The organism is Agrobacterium sp. K11 (genome assembly GCF_059429395.1).
In genome coordinates, this window is sequence record NZ_JCAHRB010000003.1 from 699,204 (window position 1) to 720,601 (window position 21,398).

At 59.1% G+C, this 21,398-nt stretch carries 24 protein-coding genes; 18 read left to right on the forward strand and 6 right to left on the reverse strand.

All coding sequences use genetic code 11. The features are described 5' to 3' along the window. Nucleotides 1-25 precede the first annotated feature (25 nt). The 5 genes from AC5SEO_RS08575 to AC5SEO_RS08595 all read left to right on the forward strand — a co-directional run bounded on the left by AC5SEO_RS08575 (nucleotide 26) and on the right by AC5SEO_RS08595 (nucleotide 4,124). Complete coding sequence (locus AC5SEO_RS08575; RefSeq protein WP_174067958.1) at nucleotides 26-478, forward strand: TspO/MBR family protein; 453 nt, start codon at nucleotides 26-28, stop codon at nucleotides 476-478. Between the two features lie 80 nt (nucleotides 479-558). Then, nucleotides 559-1,008, forward strand: coding sequence for a PaaI family thioesterase (locus AC5SEO_RS08580; protein WP_003514669.1), 450 nt, complete (start codon nucleotides 559-561; stop codon nucleotides 1,006-1,008). Beyond that, entirely contained in the window at nucleotides 1,005-1,643 is a 639-nt protein-coding gene (locus AC5SEO_RS08585; RefSeq protein ID WP_141193498.1) for a 5'-methylthioadenosine/S-adenosylhomocysteine nucleosidase, read from the forward strand. Before AC5SEO_RS08580 ends, AC5SEO_RS08585 begins: the two co-directional genes overlap by 4 nt. Nucleotides 1,644-1,725: 82 nt before the next feature. After that, nucleotides 1,726-3,303, forward strand: a complete 1,578-nt coding sequence (gene guaA / locus AC5SEO_RS08590; protein ID WP_003514664.1) for a glutamine-hydrolyzing GMP synthase — start codon at nucleotides 1,726-1,728, stop codon at nucleotides 3,301-3,303. A 104-nt stretch (nucleotides 3,304-3,407) separates the two neighbouring features. After that, entirely contained in the window at nucleotides 3,408-4,124 is a 717-nt protein-coding gene (locus AC5SEO_RS08595) for a 2'-5' RNA ligase family protein (RefSeq protein WP_173992277.1), read from the forward strand. Between the two features lie 60 nt (nucleotides 4,125-4,184). Here the strand turns inward: AC5SEO_RS08595 and AC5SEO_RS08600 are convergent, their stop codons facing one another. Further along, nucleotides 4,185-4,352 (reverse strand): hypothetical protein, encoded by a 168-nt coding sequence (locus AC5SEO_RS08600; protein WP_003503889.1) that lies wholly within the window; start codon nucleotides 4,350-4,352, stop codon nucleotides 4,185-4,187. Nucleotides 4,353-4,563: 211 nt separating this feature from the next. On the opposite strand from AC5SEO_RS08600, the gene AC5SEO_RS08605 reads away from it, so the two are divergent. The 3 genes from AC5SEO_RS08605 to AC5SEO_RS08615 all read left to right on the forward strand — a co-directional run bounded on the left by AC5SEO_RS08605 (nucleotide 4,564) and on the right by AC5SEO_RS08615 (nucleotide 6,726). Beyond that, on the forward strand, nucleotides 4,564-4,911 hold the full coding sequence (locus AC5SEO_RS08605; protein WP_174067957.1) for an ArsC family reductase: 348 nt from the start codon (nucleotides 4,564-4,566) through the stop codon (nucleotides 4,909-4,911). A gap of 12 nt (nucleotides 4,912-4,923) precedes the next feature. Further along, entirely contained in the window at nucleotides 4,924-5,400 is a 477-nt protein-coding gene (gene ybaK / locus AC5SEO_RS08610; protein ID WP_003514659.1) for a Cys-tRNA(Pro) deacylase, read from the forward strand. Nucleotides 5,401-5,487: 87 nt separating this feature from the next. Beyond that, nucleotides 5,488-6,726, forward strand: a complete 1,239-nt coding sequence (locus tag AC5SEO_RS08615; RefSeq protein ID WP_003514657.1) for an aminopeptidase — start codon at nucleotides 5,488-5,490, stop codon at nucleotides 6,724-6,726. Nucleotide 6,727: 1 nt separating this feature from the next. Here AC5SEO_RS08615 and pecM read toward each other — a convergent pair whose 3' ends face one another. Then, on the reverse strand, nucleotides 6,728-7,594 hold the full coding sequence (pecM, locus tag AC5SEO_RS08620) for a 4-hydroxybenzaldehyde efflux transporter PecM (protein ID WP_003514655.1): 867 nt from the start codon (nucleotides 7,592-7,594) through the stop codon (nucleotides 6,728-6,730). Nucleotides 7,595-7,675: 81 nt separating this feature from the next. Here pecM and AC5SEO_RS08625 point away from each other — a divergent pair, with 81 nt between their 5' ends. From AC5SEO_RS08625 to AC5SEO_RS08635, 3 genes are all read left to right on the forward strand, one after another. Next, nucleotides 7,676-8,176 (forward strand): MarR family winged helix-turn-helix transcriptional regulator, encoded by a 501-nt coding sequence (locus AC5SEO_RS08625; protein ID WP_003514652.1) that lies wholly within the window; start codon nucleotides 7,676-7,678, stop codon nucleotides 8,174-8,176. Nucleotides 8,177-8,289: 113 nt separating this feature from the next. After that, nucleotides 8,290-8,997 carry a FadR/GntR family transcriptional regulator gene (locus AC5SEO_RS08630; protein WP_003514650.1) on the forward strand — a complete coding sequence of 236 codons (708 nt, stop codon included), beginning with the start codon at nucleotides 8,290-8,292 and terminating at the stop codon, nucleotides 8,995-8,997. Nucleotides 8,998-9,051: 54 nt separating this feature from the next. Further along, a complete protein-coding gene (locus AC5SEO_RS08635; protein ID WP_003514648.1) occupies nucleotides 9,052-10,254 on the forward strand; it encodes a mandelate racemase/muconate lactonizing enzyme family protein in 1,203 nt (400 codons plus the stop codon). On the opposite strand, the gene xseA is transcribed toward AC5SEO_RS08635, so the two are convergent. Continuing rightward, the gene (gene xseA, locus AC5SEO_RS08640; RefSeq protein ID WP_149909560.1) at nucleotides 10,255-11,859 is read right to left on the reverse strand and encodes an exodeoxyribonuclease VII large subunit; all 1,605 of its coding nucleotides are present in this window, start codon (nucleotides 11,857-11,859) and stop codon (nucleotides 10,255-10,257) included. 190 nt (nucleotides 11,860-12,049) lie between these two features. Between xseA and AC5SEO_RS08645 the strand changes: the two genes are divergently transcribed. Then, nucleotides 12,050-12,292, forward strand: coding sequence for a hypothetical protein (locus AC5SEO_RS08645; protein ID WP_038489554.1), 243 nt, complete (start codon nucleotides 12,050-12,052; stop codon nucleotides 12,290-12,292). An 11-nt stretch (nucleotides 12,293-12,303) separates the two neighbouring features. Continuing rightward, nucleotides 12,304-12,675: a hypothetical protein gene (locus AC5SEO_RS08650; RefSeq protein WP_149909559.1), complete on the forward strand. Its 372-nt coding sequence runs from the start codon at nucleotides 12,304-12,306 to the stop codon at nucleotides 12,673-12,675. Here AC5SEO_RS08650 and AC5SEO_RS08655 read toward each other — a convergent pair. Next, nucleotides 12,672-13,655 carry a Gfo/Idh/MocA family protein gene (locus tag AC5SEO_RS08655; RefSeq protein WP_003514640.1) on the reverse strand — a complete coding sequence of 328 codons (984 nt, stop codon included), beginning with the start codon at nucleotides 13,653-13,655 and terminating at the stop codon, nucleotides 12,672-12,674. The two genes, AC5SEO_RS08650 and AC5SEO_RS08655, sit on opposite strands and share 4 nt — an antisense overlap. Nucleotides 13,656-13,835: 180 nt before the next feature. On the opposite strand from AC5SEO_RS08655, the gene AC5SEO_RS08660 reads away from it, so the two are divergent. The 4 genes from AC5SEO_RS08660 (at nucleotide 13,836) to AC5SEO_RS08675 (ending at nucleotide 16,886) form a co-directional block, all read left to right on the forward strand. Further along, complete coding sequence (locus AC5SEO_RS08660) at nucleotides 13,836-14,396, forward strand: isochorismatase family protein (protein WP_003514638.1); 561 nt, start codon at nucleotides 13,836-13,838, stop codon at nucleotides 14,394-14,396. Continuing rightward, nucleotides 14,396-15,379, forward strand: a complete 984-nt coding sequence (locus AC5SEO_RS08665; protein ID WP_174067956.1) for a GlxA family transcriptional regulator — start codon at nucleotides 14,396-14,398, stop codon at nucleotides 15,377-15,379. Before AC5SEO_RS08660 ends, AC5SEO_RS08665 begins: the two co-directional genes overlap by 1 nt. A gap of 111 nt (nucleotides 15,380-15,490) precedes the next feature. Further along, complete coding sequence (locus AC5SEO_RS08670) at nucleotides 15,491-16,441, forward strand: aldo/keto reductase (RefSeq protein WP_149909557.1); 951 nt, start codon at nucleotides 15,491-15,493, stop codon at nucleotides 16,439-16,441. 1 nt (nucleotide 16,442) lies between these two features. Next, nucleotides 16,443-16,886 (forward strand): GNAT family N-acetyltransferase, encoded by a 444-nt coding sequence (locus AC5SEO_RS08675; protein ID WP_003514632.1) that lies wholly within the window; start codon nucleotides 16,443-16,445, stop codon nucleotides 16,884-16,886. Here the strand turns inward: AC5SEO_RS08675 and AC5SEO_RS08680 are convergent, their stop codons facing one another. Beyond that, nucleotides 16,887-17,777: a LysR family transcriptional regulator gene (locus AC5SEO_RS08680; RefSeq protein WP_174067955.1), complete on the reverse strand. Its 891-nt coding sequence runs from the start codon at nucleotides 17,775-17,777 to the stop codon at nucleotides 16,887-16,889. Between the two features lie 117 nt (nucleotides 17,778-17,894). Between AC5SEO_RS08680 and AC5SEO_RS08685 the strand changes: the two genes are divergently transcribed. Continuing rightward, nucleotides 17,895-18,896: an aldo/keto reductase gene (locus tag AC5SEO_RS08685; RefSeq protein WP_145166458.1), complete on the forward strand. Its 1,002-nt coding sequence runs from the start codon at nucleotides 17,895-17,897 to the stop codon at nucleotides 18,894-18,896. Nucleotides 18,897-18,951: 55 nt separating this feature from the next. Here the strand turns inward: AC5SEO_RS08685 and pheT are convergent, their stop codons facing one another. After that, nucleotides 18,952-21,375 carry a phenylalanine--tRNA ligase subunit beta gene (gene pheT / locus AC5SEO_RS08690; RefSeq protein ID WP_003514627.1) on the reverse strand — a complete coding sequence of 808 codons (2,424 nt, stop codon included), beginning with the start codon at nucleotides 21,373-21,375 and terminating at the stop codon, nucleotides 18,952-18,954. Nucleotides 21,376-21,398 lie beyond the last annotated feature (23 nt).

Consider the following 21,398-nt stretch of genomic DNA (forward strand, 5'->3'; position numbering starts at 1 on the left):
AAGACCAAAAAGCATTTGAGGCGTCATGAAAAACCTGTCCGTGTATATCATTTTCGTGGTTGTGGTTGTTGCGCTGGGTGCGCTCATCGGCATCAACAACGTGCCGGGCGAATGGTACCAGTCGCTTCAGAAGCCGCCATTCAACCCGCCCAACTGGATATTCGGCCCCGTTTGGACAACGCTCTACGTGATGATCGGCATTGCAGGCGCGCGAACATGGATCGTGAGACCGGCGGGCACGCGCATGCGTCTCTGGTTCACGCAGCTGGTGCTGAATTTCCTGTGGTCGCCCATCTTTTTCGGCATGCAAAGCCCGACAGGTGCGCTCGTCATCATCGTGCCGATGCTGATCTGCATTCTGGCTTTCATTGCGCTCACCTATAGTCGCGACCGCATCTCCATGTGGCTTTTCGTGCCCTATGCCCTTTGGGTCGCCTTTGCCATGCTGCTGAATGCCAGCATCGCCGTGCTGAACTAATTGCTCCTGCGGCACTTGCCTTGCCCGCCGCCACACGCCATGTCAGTTTGCGGTGAGGACAAAAGCAGGCAGGTAAGCCAATGGAGATCACGGATCCCGGCGATTTTCGTCAGCGGATAGAAAGAAGCTTTGCGCGGCAGGGTGTGGTGCAGGCAATCGGTGCGCAGATAAGCCGCATCGAACACCGTCTGGTGGAAATCGAGCTGCCGTTTCATGAAAAGCTGACACAGCAGCACGGCATATTGCATGCCGGTGTCATTGCCGCCGGCCTGGATACCGCCTGCACCTATGCCGCCTATACGATCATAGAGCCGGAAGCCTCGCTGCTGACAATCGAGTTCAAGGTCAACCTCATGTCACCCGGGCGCGGCGAGCGGTTCCTGTTTCGTGGCGAAATCATCAAGCCGGGCAACAACCTGATCGTTGCCGATGGCCGCGCTTACGCCCTTTCCGACGGGCCGGCGAAGCTGATCGCCTCCATGACAGGCACGATGATGGTGGTGAAGGGCCGCGAGGATATTACCGGATGAGCTACCGGCTTTTGCATGTTGCAGACAAATCCATTCTTTTCGTCATGGCGGCTTCCGCCGAATACGGCCCCCACCTGCAGGCGCGCATCGCGCCCTTGATGACCGGCGTCGGCCCGGTCGAGGCAGCGATTTCGGTCACGGCAATTCTTGCTGGTCTCGATGCGGCGGGTCATCTGCCTGACCTTGTCGTTTCGCTCGGCTCCGCCGGCTCGCGGACGCTCGACCAGACTGGCATCTATCAGGCGATTTCTGTTGCCTATCGCGACATGGATGCCTCAGCCTTCGGTTTTGAAAAGGGTCGCACGCCGTTTCTCGATCTGCCGGCCGAGGTGGCCTTGCCCCTGCGCATACCCGATATTGCCGAGGCGCGGCTTTCCACGGGTGCTAACGTCGTCTCTGGTGCTGCCTATGGGTCGATCGATGCCGATATGGTGGAAATGGAAACCTATGCCGTGCTCCGGGCCTGCCAGCGCTTCGGCGTGCCGCTCATCGGCCTGCGCGGTATTTCCGATGGCAGGGAAGATGTGAACCATGTGGACGACTGGACGGAATACTTGCATATCATCGATGAAAAGCTCGCAGACGCCGTCGACAGGCTTTGCCGCGCCATCGAAGATGGTGCGATCACCCTTTGAACCTCGCGATTTTAGTAAATTTCCGCTTTTAGACGCCCGCTTCCGGGTTGCCTAAAGCCGCCATTTTCTTTAAAGGCTCGCCATGACCCAGATAGCCCATCCCGACAGCATTCTCATCATCGATTTCGGCAGCCAGGTGACGCAGCTGATTGCGCGCCGCATCCGCGAAGCCGGGGTCTATTGCGAAATCCACCCGTTTCAGAATGCCGCAGAGGCGTTTGAGAAGCTCCAGCCCAAGGGCGTGATCTTCTCCGGCGGCCCCGCATCTGTCACGGCGGAAGGCAGCCCGCGAGCGCCGCAGGCGGTGTTCGACAGCAAGGTTCCGATCCTCGGCATCTGCTACGGCCAGCAGACGCTCTGCACCCAGCTTGGCGGCGTTGTCGAGGGCGGTCACGCGGCGGAATTCGGGCGCGCCGATATCGACATCAAAAAGGCAAGCCCTCTGTTCGACGGTTTCTGGGAACAGGGCAAGAGCTATCCCGTCTGGATGAGCCACGGCGACCGCGTGACGAAACTGCCGGAAGGTTTCGAGGTTATCGCAACCTCCGAGAACGCACCCTTCGCCATAGCTGCCGACGAGACACGCCACTATTACACCACCATGTTCCACCCGGAAGTGGTGCATACGCCAGATGGCGGCAAGCTGCTCTCCAACTTCGTGCACAAGATCGTCGGTCTCAAATCCGATTGGACGATGGCAGCCTATCGCGCCGAGATGATCCGCAAGATCCGCGATCAGGTCGGCACCGGGCGCGTGCTCTGCGCACTCTCCGGCGGCGTCGATTCCTCGGTTGCGGCGATCCTCATCCATGAGGCGATCGGTGACCAGCTGACCTGCGTTTACGTCGACCACGGTCTGATGCGGCTTGGCGAAAGCGAGCAGGTCGTCGGCATGTTCCGCGACCATTACAATATTCCGCTGGTACATGTGGATGCCGCAGACATGTTCCTGGGCCAGCTTTCTGGCGTCTCCGACCCGGAAGTGAAGCGCAAGACTATCGGCCGTTTGTTCATCGAGGTCTTCGAGGCGGAAGCTGCCAAGATCGCAGCAGACGGCAAGGGTGCTCCGAATTTCCTCGCGCAGGGTACGCTTTACCCTGACGTCATCGAGAGCGTTTCCTTCTCTGGCGGTCCTTCCGTCACCATCAAGAGCCACCACAATGTCGGTGGCCTTCCCGAGCGCATGAACATGCAGCTGGTGGAGCCGCTGCGCGAGCTCTTCAAGGACGAGGTGCGTGCGCTTGGCCGTGAACTCGGCTTGCCGGAAAGCTTCATCGGGCGCCATCCCTTCCCCGGCCCGGGTCTGGCGATCCGTTGCCCCGGTGCGGTCACCCGCGAGAAGCTCGATATTCTGCGCAAGGCAGATGCGATCTATCTCGACGAAATCCGCAAGGCGGGTCTTTACGACACCATCTGGCAGGCCTTCGCAGTGCTCCTGCCGGTGCAGACCGTGGGCGTCATGGGTGACTACCGCACCTATGACTTCGTCTGTGCGCTCCGCGCCGTGACCTCCGTGGATGGCATGACGGCGGATTTCTACCCCTACGACATGAATTTCCTCGGCCGCGCCGCGACCCGCATCATCAACGAAGTCCGCGGCATCAACCGTGTCGTCTATGACGTGACGAGCAAGCCGCCCGGTACGATCGAGTGGGAGTAAAACGAAGGCGGAGCAATTCCGCCTTTTGTTCCTCTTTTGTTCTTTATTTTATCACCGCGCAATGATAGGTTTCCGGCCTTGGTATAAGGCTGTGGAGCATCGTCATGGAGTGCGAGTTGGCGGACGAAAGAGCCTTAAGGCAGCTTTGTTTTGATGGGCTGGAGCCGCAGAAAATACGGCGCATCAATCCGCGCTTTCGAAACAAGCTCCTGCTACTGCTGAAGCCACCACGGCAATTGGCGGAAAGAATTTTTGTTGATGCGTCGCATCATGCCATGGGTCGGACAACCCGCGAGGCATATCCCGCCGAGCTTCTGCACATAACCCTGCTGTGTTTGGGATGTTTCGAGACAATCCCTCACGGACTGACAAGCAGGCTGAAGGCAGCAATGGGTGCTGTAAACGCGCGGCCTGTTCCGGTCACCCTGGACGCAAGCGCGCTTTTCGGCAATCGCAATAGTCTGGTGCTGCGAAACGGTGGTGATCTGCCGGAGATCAACGCTCTGGTGAAGCTGCTGCAACGAGCGCTTCGACAGGCAAACCTTCCCTATATCGCGGCACCATCTTTCACGCCGCATATCACGATGATTTATGGCTGCGGGAAGATAGAGCCGATGCCGGCCGGAAAACCCTATAGCTGGCTTGCGGGTAATTTCGAGCTTGTTTTCAGCCATAATGGCGAAACGCGACATGAGTCCCTTGGACGCTTCGCACTCTCCGCAAAAGCAGATCGTTATGAGCCGCTCGAAAGCCAGCTGCATTTACCGGATAAACTGATCGGTCCGAGAAAACGGCCGAACCGAAAGCAGGCGGAACGCTAAGGCCCGCCAACATATACGCACGAGCGAGGCGATGTCGCCTCGCTGCAAACGATAATCAGCTTAGAGCTGAACCTTGTCGAAAGCCTTGCCGTCGATGCCAAGCGCTTCGAGGTCGGCGCGGGCCGGCTTGCGATGCGCGCGAACAGCGGCCGAAACCGAAAGTGCGGCACCGAGAACGGCGAAAGTTTCGCCAAAGAAGTTACGCGATGTCTTTGCAACCTGACGCATTTTTCTCTCCATCTTTGATGCCCAGATAATGGGCATTCTTGGCCTCTGCTACAACTCATGATGTAGCAGGGAAGCCATGCAGCTTTGCTCGCGCTCGTTTGGATGTCAGACACTGCATTTTTGCATGGCTAGAATTCCGTGCTTCAGGCTGCGGGTTGAATACGGCGCATTATTTGTTATGTCGGAAGTTCAAGACAAAGAGGCAGGCAACATGACGGTCACCATTTACGGCATCAAGAACTGCGACACGATGAAAAAGGCCAGAAGCTGGCTGGAGGCCAACGGTGTCGACTATTCTTTCCATGACTACAAGGCGGCCGGCATCGACCAGGCCCATCTCGAAACATGGTGCGATGCCGCGGGCTGGGAAACGGTTCTGAACCGGGCCGGCACCACCTTCAAAAAACTGGACGATAGCCAGAAAGCCGATCTTACCCGCGAAAAGGCCATTGGCCTGATGCTGGAGCAGCCCTCCATGATCAAGCGACCGGTGCTGGAGGCCAAGGAGGCGATAACCGTCGGTTTCAAGCCGGAAACCTATCAGTCCCTCTTTGCGTGAGCGCAGGCCACCATGTCCAAGACAACCCGCGCTACCCAGATGCTGACCAAGGCCGGTGTGAACTTCACCACAGTTACCTATGACTACGACCCGAATGCCGACCGGATCGGCCTGCAGGCGGCCGAAGCTATCGGCGAGCCGCCACATCTGGTTCTGAAAACACTGATGGCTGAACTGGATGGCAAGCCGGTCTGCGTCGTCGTCCCGTCCGACCGGGAAGTGAGTATGAAGAAGCTCGCCGCCGCCTTCGGGGGAAAATCTGCTAGTATGATGAAGCCCGCCGATGCGGAGCGGGCAACCGGTTATCATGTGGGCGGCATCAGCCCTTTTGGACAGAAAAAACAGGTTCCGACCGCCATAGAGGCTGGGGCCATGACCCATTCCTATGTCTACATGAATGGTGGCCAGCGCGGTTTGCAGGTAAGGCTTTCCCCCGGCGACGCGCAGGCGGCGCTGAAAGCCGTTGTCGCACCTTTGGTGGCCGATTGACGACTGGACACAGCTTTGAAAGCATTTGGCTTTCGAGGCGAATGGGCTATGGTCGGCGCCTCCGATTGAAATATACGAAGGCAGATCATGACTGTTTCCCCCATCGATCCCGTCAAACTCGAGAAACTGGCTGAAGTCGCCGTCAAGGTCGGCCTGCAATTGCAGAAGGATCAGGATCTGGTGATCACCGCTCCGCTGGCCGCGTTGCCGCTGGTGCGGTTTTTGACCAAACACGCCTATCTTGCCGGCGGCGGGCTGGTCACCACCTTCTACTCCGACGAAGAAACCACGCTTTCCCGCTACCGCCACGCCAGCGACGCCAATTTCGACCGGGCTTCCGGCTGGCTCTATGACGGCATGGCCAAGGCCTATGCCAATGGCGCGGCGCGGCTTGCGATTGCCGGCGACAACCCCATGCTGCTGGCCGAACAGGATCCCGCCAAGGTGGCGCGCGCCAACAAGGCCAATTCCACGGCCTATAAGCCGGCGCTTGAGAAGATTTCCAACTTCGATATCAACTGGAACATCATCTCCTATCCAAACCCGTCCTGGGCAAAACAGGTCTTTCCCGGCGTGACGGAAGACGAAGCGGTTCGCAAGCTCGCGGACGCCATCTTCGCTGCTTCGCGGGTAGATCTCGCCGATCCGGTCGCGGCATGGGCGGAGCATAACGCCAATCTCGCCAAGCGTTCGGCATGGCTGAACGGTGAACGTTTCTCGTCGCTGCATTTCACCGGTCCCGGCACGGACGTGAAAATCGGCCTGGCGGACGGCCACGAATGGCATGGGGGCGCCTCCACCGCCAAGAACGGCGTCACCTGCAACCCGAACATTCCGACGGAAGAAGTGTTCACCACACCGCATGCGCTGCGCGTGGATGGTTACGTGTCCAGCACCAAGCCGCTTTCACATCAGGGAACGCTGATAGACGATATCCAGGTGAAGTTCGAAGGCGGCCGCATCGTGGAAGCCAAGGCTTCGAAGGGCGAAGCCGTGCTGAACAAGGTGCTCGATACCGACGAGGGTGCGCGGCGTCTGGGTGAAGTGGCGCTGGTGCCGCATTCCTCGCCGATTTCGGCAAGTGGCATCCTGTTCTACAACACGCTGTTCGACGAAAACGCCTCCTGCCACATTGCGCTCGGCCAATGCTATTCGAAATGCTTCGTTGATGGTGCTTCGTTGTCGCAGGATCAGATCAAGGCGCAAGGCGGCAATTCCAGCCTGATCCACATCGACTGGATGATCGGTTCCGATAAGGTGGATATCGATGGCGTGAAGCCGGATGGCTCCACAGTTCCGGTGATGCGCAAGGGCGAATGGGCCTGAGCTATTTCGGCAGCTGGCTCCGCTGACTGAGCCAGATGCTGAAAAGCACTGCAACGAAGCCGACGATTTGCGCTGGCGTGAGGCTTTGGCCGAGCGCCAGCCAGCCGAGCAGGGTCGCAACGACGGGGCTTAGGAAACCGAGCGAGGCTGCAGCCGAGGGTTCGATGCGGGCGAGACCCCGGAACCACAGAAAATAGGTCAAGGCGGCACCAATAATGCCGAGATAGGCCATACCGAGAATATTGGCCGCGGTAGGTGCAGGCAGGGCCGGCTCCAGGAAATATGCGACCGGCAGAAGCAGAATGCCTCCAGCCGTCAATTGCCAGGCCGTAAAGGTGAGGTTCGACACCGGCGGTCGCCATTTGCGGGTGAGCACGGTTCCAAAGGCCATGGATACGGCGCCTGCAAGACCCGCAGCCACGCCGACGGCATCCAGCGCGGCAGCACCCGGCGCCAAAACCAGAAGTGCGACGCCTAAAATACCCAGAAGACCAGCGACAATGGCCAGCGGCCGGACCGGCGCGGCGAGAAACAGCCGCGAAAGTCCGATGACGATCAGGGGTTGGATCGCACCCACAGTCGCAGCCACTCCACCCGGCAGCCGGTAAGCCGAAACGAAAAGCATCGCCCAGAAAAACGAGAAATTCAGCGCACCTAGAATAAGGCTGCGAGACCACCAGATGCCCTTCGGTAGTTTTCTGACCAGAAGCAACAACAATACTCCGGCCGGCAAGGCGCGTAGCATCGCAACATGGAATGGATATCCATGCGGCAGGAATTCGGTGGTGACGAAGTAGGTCGTCCCCCAGATGGCGGGCGCAAGTGCCGTCACCAGCACATCGGCGGCGTAGGTGGTATTTTTCTTCATTTCAAGAATCTCTACATCAAGATAAATACAACTTAGCCAATTTTATCTTGACGTCAAGATATCAGTTGTTATGCCTTGGTGATGAACAAAGAACCGATTGATCACGTCGATCACATTCTGGCGCAATGGCACAAGGAGAGGCCCGATCTCGATGTCGAGCCAATGGGGCTGCTTGGGCGCTTGAAACGGCTAACCACGCATCTCGGTCGCGAGGTGGAGGCGGTGCTGCTGAAACACGGCCTCTCCTCTTCCGCTTTTGATGTGCTGGCGACATTACGGCGCGCGGGCGCGCCCTACCGGCTTTCGCCCGGTGATCTGCTGGCCATGACAATGGTAAGCTCCGGCACAATGACCAACCGGATCGACCAGCTGGAAAAAGCGGGTCTGGTGGAGCGCGTCCACAACCCGCAGGATCGGCGCAGCGTATTGATATCATTGACGGAGCGGGGATTTGCCATCGTCGAGGACGCGGTTAGCGCCCATGTCGAGAACCAGCAACGGCTGGTCGCACAGCTCAGCGAAGAAGAGCGCACGGCGTTGAACAAGCTTGTGAAGCGGTTTCTACAGGGGTTTGAAGCTTAGTTCCCTAAAAAGCGGACAGGAACCAGCAATCGCGGAGGTTATGGCGCTTGTTTCGGCGATAAAAATCCTATAAGCAATTTTCCGTTAACCTGTCCTACAGGTTGGAGGAGCGATTGTATAAGCCCATTTTGCAGGAAACCGATCTCGTCAGCAGCGCTATTGGCGCAATCACGCGCCACATTCGCGAAAACGAACTTGCCCCCGGAGCGAAGCTGCCCAGCGAGCTTTCGCTCTCGCAGCAGCTCGGTGTCTCGCGCACCGTGGTTCGCGAGGCTTTCAGGTCCTTGTCGGCCATGCGGCTGATCGATGTCAGCGTCGGCAAGCGCGCCACGGTGGCGACGCTGGATCATGGCGCGATGTCGCTGATGTTCGAACATGGCATTCACACCGAGCAGATCAACATCCAGCAGATTTACGACGTGCGCCGCACCATCGAAGTCAGAACCGTGACGTTGGCGGCGTTGCGGCGAACGGATGCGGAGGCGCTCACCATTCTCGACCACGCCAACAATATGGAGCGGGACTTCGGTAATAGTGACAGGGTCATGGAACACGACCTTGCCTTTCACCTTGCCGTTGCCAGAGCCTCCAAGAACCCGGTTTTCGAACTCATTCTCGGCGCCTTTCAGAATGTGACGCGCCAGACATGGCCGATCGGCTGGAAGAGCCGAAAATCCGACGCGCAGCGTCATGCCGCGACTGAACTTCATATCGCCATCGGACAGGCCATTGCCGCGGGCGACCCGCAAACGGCCTCAACACTTATGGCGCGGCATTTCGATGAAAGCGTGCATGCGCTTCTGGCCGCCGGCATCGCCTGATTTTTCAAACGCAGTTCCAGACCGAAAACTGCCTGCCTCTGGAGGAGATACTTCATGAAAATTACGAAACTCGAAACCGTCCGCGTGGCGGAACGGGCAAACCTGCTCTGGGTTCTGGTCCACACGGATGAGGGCATTACCGGACTTGGTGAAACCTTCTACGGCGCCGAGACGGTTGAAACCTATGTGCACGAATATATCGCACCCCGCGTGATCGGCCGCGATCCGCTGCAGATCGACCTTCTGGCACAGGATCTCGTCGGTTATCTCGGCTTCCGTTCATCGGGTGCGGAAGTACGCGGCAATTCGGCCTTCGATATCGCGCTTTGGGATATTTTCGGCAAGGCCACCAACCAGCCCATTGCGCAATTGCTTGGCGGCTTCAGCCGCAGGGAAATCCGCACCTACAATACCTGCGCGGGCACGGAATATATCAAGAAGGCGACCGGCCAGCAGACGGCCAATTACGGCCTGTCCGGCGGCAAGGATTATGACGATCTGAACGGCTTCCTGCACCGGGCGGACGAGCTTGCCCATTCGCTGCTTGAAGACGGCATCACGGCCATGAAGATCTGGCCTTTCGATGCGGCGGCGGAAAAGACGCGCGGCCAATATATCTCGATGCCTGACCTGAAAAGCGCGCTCGAGCCGTTCGAGAAAATTCGCAAGGCGGTGGGCGACAAGATGGATATCATGGTGGAGTTTCACTCCATGTGGCAGCTTCTGCCCGCCATGCAGATCGCCAAGGCGCTCACCCCTTATCAGACCTTCTGGCACGAAGATCCGATCAAGATGGACAGCCTTTCCAGCCTGACGCGTTATGCCGCCGTTTCACCCGCGCCGATTTCCGCATCGGAGACGCTCGGCTCGCGCTGGGCTTTCCGAGATCTTCTGGAAACTGGCGCTGCCGGCGTGGTGATGCTTGACATCAGCTGGTGTGGTGGACTTTCCGAAGCGCGCAAGATCGCTTCCATGGCCGAAGCCTGGCATCTGCCCGTTGCGCCGCATGATTGCACCGGCCCGGTGGTACTCTGCGCCTCCACGCATCTGTCTCTCAACGCACCGAATGCGCTGGTTCAGGAAAGCGTGCGCGCCTTCTACAAAACCTGGTACCGCGATCTCGTTACCGCATTGCCGGAAGTTAAAAACGGCATGATCACCGTGCCGCCGGGTGCCGGCCTTGGCATGGAGCTGCATCCCGATATTGAAAAGACCTTCACCGTCAGCCGTCGTTTTTCAGATGCAGCATCGATCTGATCAGAACAGACTGCCCTGATTTCCCGGGTCGGAAGAGGCCGGTTTCACCGGCTTCTTTTTGGGAGCGGCAGGCGTGGGAACGTCAGATGTTGGAGTAGCCTCGCCTGTCGTCAGGGCGGCCACGCGACCGTCGGCGAACTCCATAGACACCATAGCGCCGGACGCGATGGCAGCAGCCCGGGTCAGGGGCCGGTTCTCCTCGTCGCGGATGACAGCATAACCGCGGTTCAACACATTCTTATAGGACAGCGACTGCAGGATGCGGTCATGGGCAGCAAGGCCCGAGCGGTTCTGCGCCATGCGGTGAAGCACGGCGGTATCGGCTCGTCGCGTTGCGGTGACGACCCGTTCCTTCTGCCTCTCCAACTGGCCGAGCAAGCGGGCTGGCAGCGAACGCAGCGCGGAATCGGTCGAGGAAATTCTCGACTGTGCCTGCAACAGGCGGCGCTCCACAAGCGCCTCGGCCCTCTGCATGCGTTCCGTAACACGCTGGCGATGCTGCCGCAGGCCATTCAGCAGGATTTCCGGCCTCAGACCCGAAGCAGAGCGTTCGAACGCGCGGCGCTTGTTGAGCGTCGTCATTTCAAGCCCGCGACCCAAACCGCTTGCGGCCTCGTCGAAACGACGGCGCGGCAGAGCCAGAAGCTGGTCAAGCGACGGCAGCGCACGCACCAGAGCACGCACGCCCTGTCGGCGATTGTCCATTTGGCGTGATACCGAGCCGGAAAGGCGCGCCGCAAGGCCGGAGAGCTGCGCCTCCAGTTCCGCACGCACCGGCACGGCCATTTCGGCGGCACCCGTCGGTGTCGGTGCGCGCACGTCGGCGGCGTAGTCGATCAGGGTCGTATCCGTCTCATGCCCCACAGCGGAAATCAGCGGGATTTCGCTCTCTGCAGCGGCGCGCACGACGATTTCGTCGTTGAAGCTCCAGAGATCTTCCAGACTGCCGCCACCACGAGCGACGATCAGCACGTCGGGGCGTGCAATCTCACCGCCTGGCTGAAGCGCATTGAAACCGCGAATGGCGTTCGCCACTTCCTCACCCGAGCCTTCCCCCTGCACCTTGACCGGCCAGACGACGACATGGACCGGAAAACGATCCGAAATGCGGTGGAGGATATCGCGAATGACTGCGCCCGTGGGCGATGTGACAACACCGATGACACGCGGCATGAACGGCAGGCGGCGTTTGCGTTCCGCATCGAACAGTCCTTCCGCCGCCAGACGCCGGCGGCGGTCCTCCAGCAAAGCCATCAGCGCGCCCGCTCCGGCCGGTTCCAGGCTTTCTATGACGATCTGATATTTCGAGGAGCCGGGAAAGGTGGTGACCTTGCCGGTGGCGATGACCTCCATGCCCTCTTCCGGGCGGAACTTCAGCCGCGAGAAAGTACCCTTCCAGATAACCGCATCGATGCGGGCGCGATCGTCCTTCAGGGAGAAATAGGCGTGACCCGACGAATGCGGACCCCGGTAGCCGGAAATCTCGCCGCGCACCCTCACCTGATCGAAAGCCGTCTCCACCGTTCGCTTGATGGAACCCGAAAGTTCGGAAACCGAGAACTCGGCAAGATTGCTCAATGCGGCATTGGAGAAAATATCGCTCATGCCCGTTTGTAACCAAAACCCGTCGATTCGGAAATGCCGGTACTGGCCGGGTCTATTTTAACGGCGGTGAAACCATATCCTCAACTAACGAGTTAGGAAAATGGGTGAGGGAGGAGAAAACAAGGGTTCGTTAGGGAAGAGGACGCTACGTCTTATCCCAGACCCGGCAACCAAAGAGGAGGCGGCATTCATGATTTTTCTTACCGCCACATTGCTCGGCGTAACCGCAGTTGCGTTGCGTTCGGTATTCAGCATCATTTTCATCTGCCTGATGGTTATCGGCGCCTATGGTGTCGCACTGGCGATTTCTGCAACAGCCGTGCCGCTGATGTCGCTGCTCCTGGCGCTTGCCGGTTATAATTTCGGCGTTGTGAGTGTGGTCATCGGCCTTCTCGTGCTGCAACGTCCGCGCTCCACCCAGCCGACGCTTTAAAGCACACGGCCTTGCGGCTTCGCCACTTCGCCCTGAGCGAGGTTTACGGACTGGCTGTAGACCTTTCCATCTCTTTTCTGCTGATTTTTTATATCGGCATCGACCCGCTTGCCGCCCGTCTTCCGGGCGCTTTGGCAGGGCTTGCGACGAGTTGGAGGCTAAACCATTCGAATGGCGATGGCCGCAATGAGCTGAACGGCTTTCTGTTGAACGCCGTCACGCTTATCTCCCGCATGGTTGGCGTCGGGCTGTTCGCCCTGCTGCAATGGCGCAATCCACTCGTGCAGCCGCTGGTCCCGCTTGCTTTTTCGGCACTCGCGGCATTGGTGCTGGCGCTTTACGGCTATAGGCGGCTTCAAAAGCAGCGTGCGGATCAGGATTAAACCGTCTCCCAACCGTCCTTTTCCGCCGCACGGTAGATGGCATCGATGAAAAGCTGGTTCTTCCTCGAGCTTTCCAGGGTGACGACCTCGCCCTCACCTTTCACCGCGCGGGCAAAGGCCTCCGCCTCCAGCTTGTACTGGCGACTATCCTGAAACCGGAAGACTTGCGACTGGTTATGGCCCTGGTTGGTCAACTCGATTTCCTCCGCGCCCCAGCGATTTGCATTGAAGGGAGATTTGATCTCGATGTACCCGTCCGTGCCATGGAAAACCATCAGCTGGCGGGCGGCAAGCTGGGTTGCCAGATAAAAGCTCAGTTCGAAGCCGCCGAAATCGGCCCTGACGCTGGAATAGATATCGGTGCCGAATTCCTTATCACGCTCGACGCTCGCCTGTACGCGCTTCGGCTCGGCACCCGTGGCAAAACGGGTGACGATGGTCGGGTAGACGCCGATATCCGGCAAGGCCCCGCCGCCCAGTTCGGGAATATTGCGCATATTGCCGGGATCGCGGTTGAAGTAGCTGAAAGCGCCCTGCACATGCTTCAGCGTTCCGATTGCACCTGATGCCAGCAATTCCTTCACCTTGGCCCAAACAGGAGAATAGGTGACCATGAAAGCCTCCGACACGACAACGCCATTGTCGTCCCGCGCCGCGATGATGGCGTCGATCTCTTCAGCCTTGAGTGCGATCGGCTTTTCACACAGCACGTGTTTGCCGGCATTGGCAGCTTTTATGGTCCATTCCACATGTTGCGAGGTGGGAAGCGGAATATAGACGGCATCGATCACATCGGATGCAAGCATTTCCTCATAGGAGCCGAAGGCATGCGGGACGGAAAAACGATCTGCAACCGCACGCGCCTTGGCATGATCGCGGCTGGCGATGGCGCTGACCACACAGTTCCGCGCATCCTGAATCGCCGGAATGACGTGATCCTGAGCGATTTTCGCCGTTGAAATTATTCCGAAGCGCAGCATCTCATTCTCCCACTCTGTAATTCCGGGAAACTTACCATTGTCGCGACGCCTGGCAAGTCGCACGAAACGTAACTGCAAACGCTATGGCCGGATTCGTCCTTCCTTTGTCGGTTTCCATGCTTTTATCCAGCCTTTCAAAGGTGAATTATGCTATGCATGAACCCAATGGAGAATCATGAAATGTCCTCTTCTCACACAGCACTCCTTGTCATCGACGTTCAGGAATCCTTTCGGCACACCCCCTATTTCGAGGAAAGCGAACTTCCCGCCTATCTGGAAAAACAGCAGGTACTGATCGACGGCGCCAAGGCGTCGGGCATTCCCGTCGTGCAAATCTTTCATGTAGATGGCGACCGGGCATTTGCAGAAGAGAGCGGCTATATTCGCGCGCTGGAAGGTGTGCGCATTACCCCTGACGTTACCTTTCGCAAGAACCGCCACTCTGCTTTCGCCGGCACCGGCCTCGATATCTGGCTGACGCAAAAGGGTATCAACCGGCTGATCGTATCCGGCATCCGCACCGAACAGTGCTGCGAAACGACCACACGGCATGCATCGGACCTCGGTTACACAGTCGATTACGTCACCGAGGCGACGCTTACCTTTCCAATGACGCACGCCTCGGGCACCGTGTTCAGCCCTGATGATATTCGCACCCGAACCGAGCTGGTGCTGGCCGGTCGCTTTGCGCGCATCGCAACCGTCGGCGACGTTCTCGAAACGGTACGAAAGGCCGCCTGATGGACAATGGCGGCACGCGGACCATTCCCTTTTATACGCTTGTGCCGCCACACGCGCTGTTGCTCGATATTGCCGGCCCGCTGGAGGTGATCCGTTATGCCAACGCGGAACAGCGGGACATCCATTTCGACTGCCGTTACATCGCGGAACATGACCAGCAGCAATCCTCCATCGGCCTTGGGCTTTGCGGGCTGGAGGCCTTGCCCGAGAGCCTGCCGGACAATGCTTTCCTGCTGATTTCCGGCAGCATCTCCCGATTCGACAACGCGCCGGAGATGCGACGGGAGCGGCAGGCGCTGGTGGCATGGTTGCGCCGCGCAGTGTGCGCGGACACCACAGTCATTTCCATTTGCTCCGGCGCACTGCTGGCGGGCGAAGCAGGACTTTTCGACGGGCGGAGCTGTACGACACATGCGGATTGCATCGAAGCGCTGCGCCGCACCGCACCGCTGTCGCAGGTGGCCGAGAACCGTCTTTTCGTGGAGGATGGCAACCGCTTCTCCAGCGCCGGTATTTCCACCGGCACCGACCTGATGCTGCATGTCGTTTCCCGACTGACATCGCCTGCGGTCGCGGCGCGCATTGCCAAAAATATGGTCGTTTATCTCAGGCGCAGCGGCAATGATCCGCAAATCTCCCCCTGGCTTACCGGCCGCAACCACATTCACCCCGCCATTCACCGGGTGCAGGACCGGGTGATGACTGAACCGGCTCAGGACTGGTCGCTGGAACGGCTGGCCGATATTGCCGCACTCAGCGAGAGGCACCTGTCCCGCCTGTTTCGCGAGCATACCAGCATCAGCGTCATCGACTACGTCAACCTGATGCGGGTCAATCTTGCCCGCGACATCCTTGCAAACAGCCGTCTGGATATGGAGACAATCGCGGAGCGGGCGGGCTTTGCCTCCGCCCGGCATTTGCGGCGCGTGTGGCAACAGCACAATCACCTCCCGCCCAGCCATTATCGCGGCTTTCAGGCCTGATCTCACCCGCTTTTGCCCGTTGCCTGATGAATGCCATCAAAGGAATTGAATGGTTATGCCGGCAAGCAGTTGATAACCTTGCCGCCAAAGACAGCAACAGGAGCATTCCCCGTGGAAAAACGAAGCCTTGGCCGCACCGGCCTCTCCATCGCCCCGATCGTCTTCGGCGGCAACGTGTTCGGCTGGACAGCGGACGAGAAGACTTCCTTTGTCCTGCTCGATTCATTTTTCGACGCCGGGTTCAACGCCATCGACACGGCAGACGTCTATTCCGCCTGGGTGGACGGGCATGAGGGCGGCGAGTCGGAAGCCATCATCGGAAAATGGCTGAAACAGTCGAGCGTCAAGCGTGAGGACGCGGTGATCGTTACCAAGGTCGGTTTCGACAATCGCGGTCAGAAGACAGGCCTCAGCGCCAAATGGATCGCAGAGGCTGTCGACGCCTCGCTGAAGCGGCTGCAAACCGACTATATCGATCTCTACCTCGCCCATAAGCCGGACGCGGATGTGCCGCTGGAGGAAACGCTTGCAGCCTTTGCAAAGCTGAAGGAACAGGGAAAGATACGCGCCATCGGGTGCTCCAACTATTCGGTGAGCCAGCTTCAGGAAGCGCTGGACACGGCCGCGAAGAACGATCTGCCCCGTTACGATGTGCTGCAGCCGGAATATAATCTCTACAACCGTGCGGATTTCGAAGGCCCGCTTGCCGATCTTTGCGTCGCCCAGGAAATTGGTGTCATCAATTATTATAGCCTCGCGGCAGGGTTCCTCACCGGGAAATATCGCGCCAAGGCGGATACCGAGGGCGTCGCCCGCAGCTACCGGGTGGGTGAATATGTCAACGCCCGCGGCCTTGCCGTTCTGGGCGCCATGGATGCGGTTGCCGTGGAAACCGGAGCCAAGCTTGCCGATATCGCGCTGGCGTGGCTATTGCGGAAGAAGGCCGTGACGGCACCGATTGCCAGCGCCACCAGCCTGTCGCAACTCGAAAGCTTCAAACGCGCCGTCAATCTCAAGCTGACGGATGAGATGATGACGCTGCTCGACAAGGCGGGCGCGTGACATGGATCTTGTAATTCGCGACGCGGAGCCGGAAGACCGGGCGGAATGGCTGCGCCTGTGGAACGACTATCTCGCCTTCTATAACGTACACCTTGCCGAGGAAGTTACGGACCATACATGGGCGCGTATCCTCGATCCGGCGTCGCGCGTTTCCATGCGCGTGGCTCTTCTGGGCGACAGGATGGCCGGTTTCGCCATCCATCACTTCCATGATTCCACCTGGGTGAAAACGCCCGACTGCTATCTGGAAGACCTGTTCGTTGACGGTGCGATCCGCGGCAAGGGAACAGGCCGGGCGCTGATGGATGACCTCATTGCCATATGCAAGGAAAAGGGCTGGTCCCGGCTTTACTGGAACACGGACGAGCACAATCACCGTGCCCAGAAGCTTTACGACAGCTACGTCAAAAGCGACGGCCATATCCGCTATCGCATCAAGTTCTGATCACCCTCTGAAGCGGAAGAAATCCACGAAAGCCCTTAGCGCCGGGCGCATCTGCCGGCGCGAGGGGTAATAGATATAAAAACCATCGAAGGGCGCACACCAGTCCTCCAGCACCCGGACCAGCCTGCCTTCCTTGATGTCGTCTTCTACGCGCTGTTCGAAAACGAAAGCCAGACCCGCGCCGTCAATCGCCGCCCGGCGAATAAGGCTCTGGTCCGACAGGATGAGCGGCCCCTGCACATCGACCACCAAAGGTCTGCCGTCCTTTTCCAGCTCCCAGCGGTAGAGCAGACCACTGGAGAAGCGACGGAGAATACAGCGATGCCGCGTCAAATCCCTCGGCTCACGGGGCGGGGGATTTTCTTCGAAATAGGTGGGGGCGCCGACGATCGCGCCACGCCATGGGCCGCTCGCCTTCACGGCAATCATATCCGCTTCAAGATTCTCGCCAAGCCGCAGGCCGGCATCGAAACCTTTTGCGACAATATCCTCGAAGCGGTCATCGGTCGAAATCTCCAGCGAGATATCTGGATATAGCCGCAGGAACTCGCCAAGCCGGGGCATGATCAGGTCCTCCGCCGCAAGTCTCGGCAGGGTTATCCGCAACGGTCCGGCCGGCCTTCCGCCATGCTCGGCAAGCGTATCGATGACGGCATCGATTTCAGCAAGGGCCGGCCCAAGCGTCTCGAGAAGCCGCCTGCCCTCCTCTGTCGGCGAAACGCTGCGGGTGGTACGATGCAGCAGGCGCAGGCCAAGGCTCGCTTCGAGCGACGATACTGCATGGCTGACGGCGGAAGGCGCAATGGCAAGTTCGGCGGCAGCTTTACGAAAGCTGCGGCCTTCGGCAACGGCAGCGAGGACAGCGAGTTGGGAGAGTTGCACACGGTTCATTGTTCTAAATAATAGAACAACCCGCAACGATTTGCAGCGATTATTTTTGCCGTCTTAGGGCGCTATCTTCTCATCACGCCCCTGACAACGGGCGGTTCCTTATGGAAGGACGAACAGATGAAAAAAAGAACTCTCGGAAACAACCTTTCCGTTTCGGCGCTTGGCCTCGGCTGCATGGGCATGACCCATGCCTATAGCCCGACCGGCGACGAAAATAGTGCAATAGCGACGCTGCACCGCGCCGTCGAACTCGGTGTCACTTTTTTTGACACGGCAGAGGTCTATGGGCCTTACAACAACGAAATCCTCGTCGGCAAGGGTTTGAAGCCCTATCGCGACAAGGTGGTCATTGCTACCAAGTTCGGTTTCAAAATCGACGCCAGCAAACCCGCAGGCCAGATGATGGTGGGCACCGACAGCCGCCCGGAAAATGTGCGCGCCGTCGCCGAAGCCTCTCTCAAACGCTTAGGCGTCGACACCATCGACTTGTTCTACCAGCATCGCGTCGATCCGGATGTCCCAATCGAAGATACGGTCGGCGCCATGGCGGAACTGGTGCGGCAGGGCAAGGTGAAACATCTAGGCCTTTCGGAAGCGAGTGCCGAAACACTTCGCAAGGCGCATTCCACTCACCCGATCGCTGCCATACAGAGCGAATATTCGTTGTGGACCCGCGATGTGGAGGAAAACGGCGTGCTGGAAACATGCCGCGAATTCGGTATCGGTTTCGTCCCCTTCAGCCCGCTCGGGCGTGGTGCCCTGACGGGCGCGCTGAAGTCGCTCGACGGACTTGCATCCGACGATTTCCGCCGCGGCCTGCCGCGCTTCCAAAGTGAAAACTTCGATGCCAATCTGGCGCTCATCAAGCTTCTGGAAGATATGGCTGCCGAAAAGGGTGTTACCGCCGGGCAACTGGCGCTGGCCTGGGTGCTGGCGCAGGGTGACTTTATCGTTCCGATCCCCGGTACGACGAAAATCGCCAATCTTGAGAAAAACGTGGCGGCAGCGGATGTATCGCTGACGGCAGAAGAAGTCGCCAGCCTTGGCGCGTTGCTTTCTCCAGCAAAGGTTGCCGGCCAACGATATCCCGAGCGTATGTCCCAGATGGCGAACCGCTAAAAACAAAAAAGCCGAGGCGACTGCCTCGGCTTTTTCAATTCATGAAAACAGAGCTTTACGCTCTCAGCACGCCGCCCGTCGATTTCTCGACATTACCGACGATCTTTGCGGTCAGCGCCTCGAAATCCTCGTCCGTCAGCGTCTTGTCGACCGGCTGGATCTGAACTTCAATGGCGATGGACTTTCGGCTTTCACCAAGCGATGCACCTTCGAAGACGTCAAAGACATTGACGCCGGTGATCAGCTTGCGATCAGCGCTTGTTGCAGCCTTGATGATGGCCCCTGCCTCGACCGACTTGTCGACCACGAAGGCGAAGTCGCGCTTGACCGCCTGGAAGGGCGAAAGCTCAAGGGCCGGCTTTGTGCGGGTCGCCTTCTTCTTTGGCTCCGGCATGGCGTCGAGATAGATCTCGAAACCGCTATAGACACCGGAAACATCCAGCTCTGACAGAGTCTTCGGGTGGAATTCACCGAAATAGCCGAGCACGACCTTCGGACCCATCTTGATGGTGCCGGAGCGGCCAGGGTGATACCAGCCGGGAGCGCCGGCCTCGATCTGCACATTGGCCATCGGCAGGCCACAGGCTTCGAGCACCGAAAGCGCATCGGCCTTGGCGTCATAGACATCCACCGGCTTGCCGCCGCCCTTTGTGGCATTGGACCACATGCGGCCGCTGCCTGCGAGCGAGGCCGTGCCACGGCGTACACCGCCGGCAACACGGCGCTGGGTGTCCGGCGTGTCACCCTCATAGGTGCCGGAGACCTCGAAGATTGCCACATCGCCATGGCCCTTGTCGGCATTGCGCTGTGCTGCGGTCAGAAGGCCCGGCAGAAGCGAAGGACGCATATCCGACATATCGGCCGCGATGGGGTTGGCCAGTTTCAGAGCGGGCGAACCGCCACCGAAAAGCTTCGCGTGAGCTTCCGGGATGAAGGACCACGTGACCGCCTCCAGCATGCCACGGCTGGCAAGCGCACGGCGCGCGGTGCGGGTGCGCACCTGCAGCGTAGTCAAGATGCGGCCGTTGACGGCACCGAAGCTCTCCAGCGGTTCCGGCTTGATGTTGTCGACGCCATGAATGCGCATGACCTCTTCCACCAGATCGGCCTTGCCGTCGACATCCGGGCGCCAAGACGGCACGGTGACGGAAACACGCTCGCCCGTTCCCTCGATGCCGAAACCGAGACCCTTGAGAATGGCCAGGCTTTCTTCCGCCGAAACTTCTAGGCCGGTCAGACGCTTCACTTCCGAGAGCGGAAAATCAACGACCTTGGGCTGATGCCCCTTGTAACCGACGACCTTGGCTTCGCCGGCAACGCCGCCGCAGAGTTCCAGAACCAGTTCGGTGGTGCGTTCCAGACCCGGAACCATATATTCCGGATCGACGCCGCGTTCGAAGCGATAACGGGCATCGGTGATGATGCCGAGCGAACGGCCGGTCTTGGCGATGTTGATCGGATCCCAGAGAGCGGACTCGATCAACACGTCAACGGTATTTTCATCACAGCCGGAGTGTTCACCGCCCATGACGCCGCCGATGGACTCGAGGCCCTTTTCGTCGGCGATGACGACATTGTTCGGGCCGAGCTTGTATTCGCGCTGATCAAGCGCGAGGATCGTCTCACCCTCTTTCGCACGGCGGACCGTCAGATCGCCTTTGACCTTGGCGGCATCGAAGACGTGCATCGGCCGGCCCTGATCGAAGGTCATGTAGTTGGTGATGTCCACGAGCGCATTGATGGGACGCAGGCCGATCGCCATCAGACGCTGCTGCATCCACTTCGGGCTCGGGCCGTTCTTCACACCGCGCACGATGCGCAGCGAAAAGCCGGGGCAGAGCGCCGCGTCATCCAGCTCCAGCTTCACGTCGACCGGGGTTGAGCCTTCGACCTTGAAGGACGGCGCTGGCTTGGTCTTGAGCTTGCCGAGACCGGAAGCGGCGAGATCGCGCGCGATGCCATAGATCGAGGTGCAATCCGGGCGGTTTGGCGTCAGATTGATCTCGATGACCGGATCGTCAAGTCCGGCATAGGTCGCGAAAGAAGTGCCGACCGGCGCGTCTTCCGGCAGATCGATGATGCCGTCGTGATCGTCGGAAATGTTCAGCTCTTTTTCGGAGCACATCATGCCGTGGCTTTCGACACCGCGTATCTTGCCGACGGCAAGCGTGACATCAATGCCCGGCACGTAAACGCCAGGACGCGCCAGCGCACCGACAAGGCCGGCGCGCGCATTCGGCGCGCCGCAGACGATCTGCACCGGCTTGCCGTCACCGGCATCCACCATCAACACCTTGAGGCGGTCGGCCTCGGGATGTTTTTCGGCGGAGACGACCTTGGCAATGACGAAAGGCTTATAGGCCGCCTTGTCGTCGACGTCCTCGACCTCAAGCCCGATCGCCGTCAACCGTTCGCAAATCTCGTCCAGCGTCGCATCCGTTTCGAGATGCTCTTTCAGCCAGGAAAGAGTGAATTTCATGTCTTTGCTCCTTGGCTAACCGG

Excerpts from the sequence above, each read along its gene's own strand:
- AC5SEO_RS08575 (WP_174067958.1), top strand. The coding sequence starts at position 26 with ATGAAAAACCTGTCCGTGTATATCATTTTCGTGGTTGTGGTTGTTGCG.
- AC5SEO_RS08580 (WP_003514669.1), top strand. The coding sequence starts at position 559 with ATGGAGATCACGGATCCCGGCGATTTTCGTCAGCGGATAGAAAGAAGC.
- AC5SEO_RS08585 (WP_141193498.1), top strand. The coding sequence starts at position 1,005 with ATGAGCTACCGGCTTTTGCATGTTGCAGACAAATCCATTCTTTTCGTC.
- guaA (WP_003514664.1), top strand. The coding sequence starts at position 1,726 with ATGACCCAGATAGCCCATCCCGACAGCATTCTCATCATCGATTTCGGC.
- AC5SEO_RS08595 (WP_173992277.1), top strand. The coding sequence starts at position 3,408 with ATGGAGTGCGAGTTGGCGGACGAAAGAGCCTTAAGGCAGCTTTGTTTT.
- AC5SEO_RS08600 (WP_003503889.1), bottom strand. The coding sequence starts at position 4,352 with ATGCGTCAGGTTGCAAAGACATCGCGTAACTTCTTTGGCGAAACTTTC.
- AC5SEO_RS08605 (WP_174067957.1), top strand. The coding sequence starts at position 4,564 with ATGACGGTCACCATTTACGGCATCAAGAACTGCGACACGATGAAAAAG.
- ybaK (WP_003514659.1), top strand. The coding sequence starts at position 4,924 with ATGTCCAAGACAACCCGCGCTACCCAGATGCTGACCAAGGCCGGTGTG.
- AC5SEO_RS08615 (WP_003514657.1), top strand. The coding sequence starts at position 5,488 with ATGACTGTTTCCCCCATCGATCCCGTCAAACTCGAGAAACTGGCTGAA.
- pecM (WP_003514655.1), bottom strand. The coding sequence starts at position 7,594 with ATGAAGAAAAATACCACCTACGCCGCCGATGTGCTGGTGACGGCACTT.
- AC5SEO_RS08625 (WP_003514652.1), top strand. The coding sequence starts at position 7,676 with ATGAACAAAGAACCGATTGATCACGTCGATCACATTCTGGCGCAATGG.
- AC5SEO_RS08635 (WP_003514648.1), top strand. The coding sequence starts at position 9,052 with ATGAAAATTACGAAACTCGAAACCGTCCGCGTGGCGGAACGGGCAAAC.
- xseA (WP_149909560.1), bottom strand. The coding sequence starts at position 11,859 with ATGAGCGATATTTTCTCCAATGCCGCATTGAGCAATCTTGCCGAGTTC.
- AC5SEO_RS08645 (WP_038489554.1), top strand. The coding sequence starts at position 12,050 with ATGATTTTTCTTACCGCCACATTGCTCGGCGTAACCGCAGTTGCGTTG.
- AC5SEO_RS08655 (WP_003514640.1), bottom strand. The coding sequence starts at position 13,655 with ATGCTGCGCTTCGGAATAATTTCAACGGCGAAAATCGCTCAGGATCAC.
- AC5SEO_RS08660 (WP_003514638.1), top strand. The coding sequence starts at position 13,836 with ATGTCCTCTTCTCACACAGCACTCCTTGTCATCGACGTTCAGGAATCC.
- AC5SEO_RS08665 (WP_174067956.1), top strand. The coding sequence starts at position 14,396 with ATGGACAATGGCGGCACGCGGACCATTCCCTTTTATACGCTTGTGCCG.
- AC5SEO_RS08675 (WP_003514632.1), top strand. The coding sequence starts at position 16,443 with ATGGATCTTGTAATTCGCGACGCGGAGCCGGAAGACCGGGCGGAATGG.
- AC5SEO_RS08680 (WP_174067955.1), bottom strand. The coding sequence starts at position 17,777 with ATGAACCGTGTGCAACTCTCCCAACTCGCTGTCCTCGCTGCCGTTGCC.
- AC5SEO_RS08685 (WP_145166458.1), top strand. The coding sequence starts at position 17,895 with ATGAAAAAAAGAACTCTCGGAAACAACCTTTCCGTTTCGGCGCTTGGC.
- pheT (WP_003514627.1), bottom strand. The coding sequence starts at position 21,375 with ATGAAATTCACTCTTTCCTGGCTGAAAGAGCATCTCGAAACGGATGCG.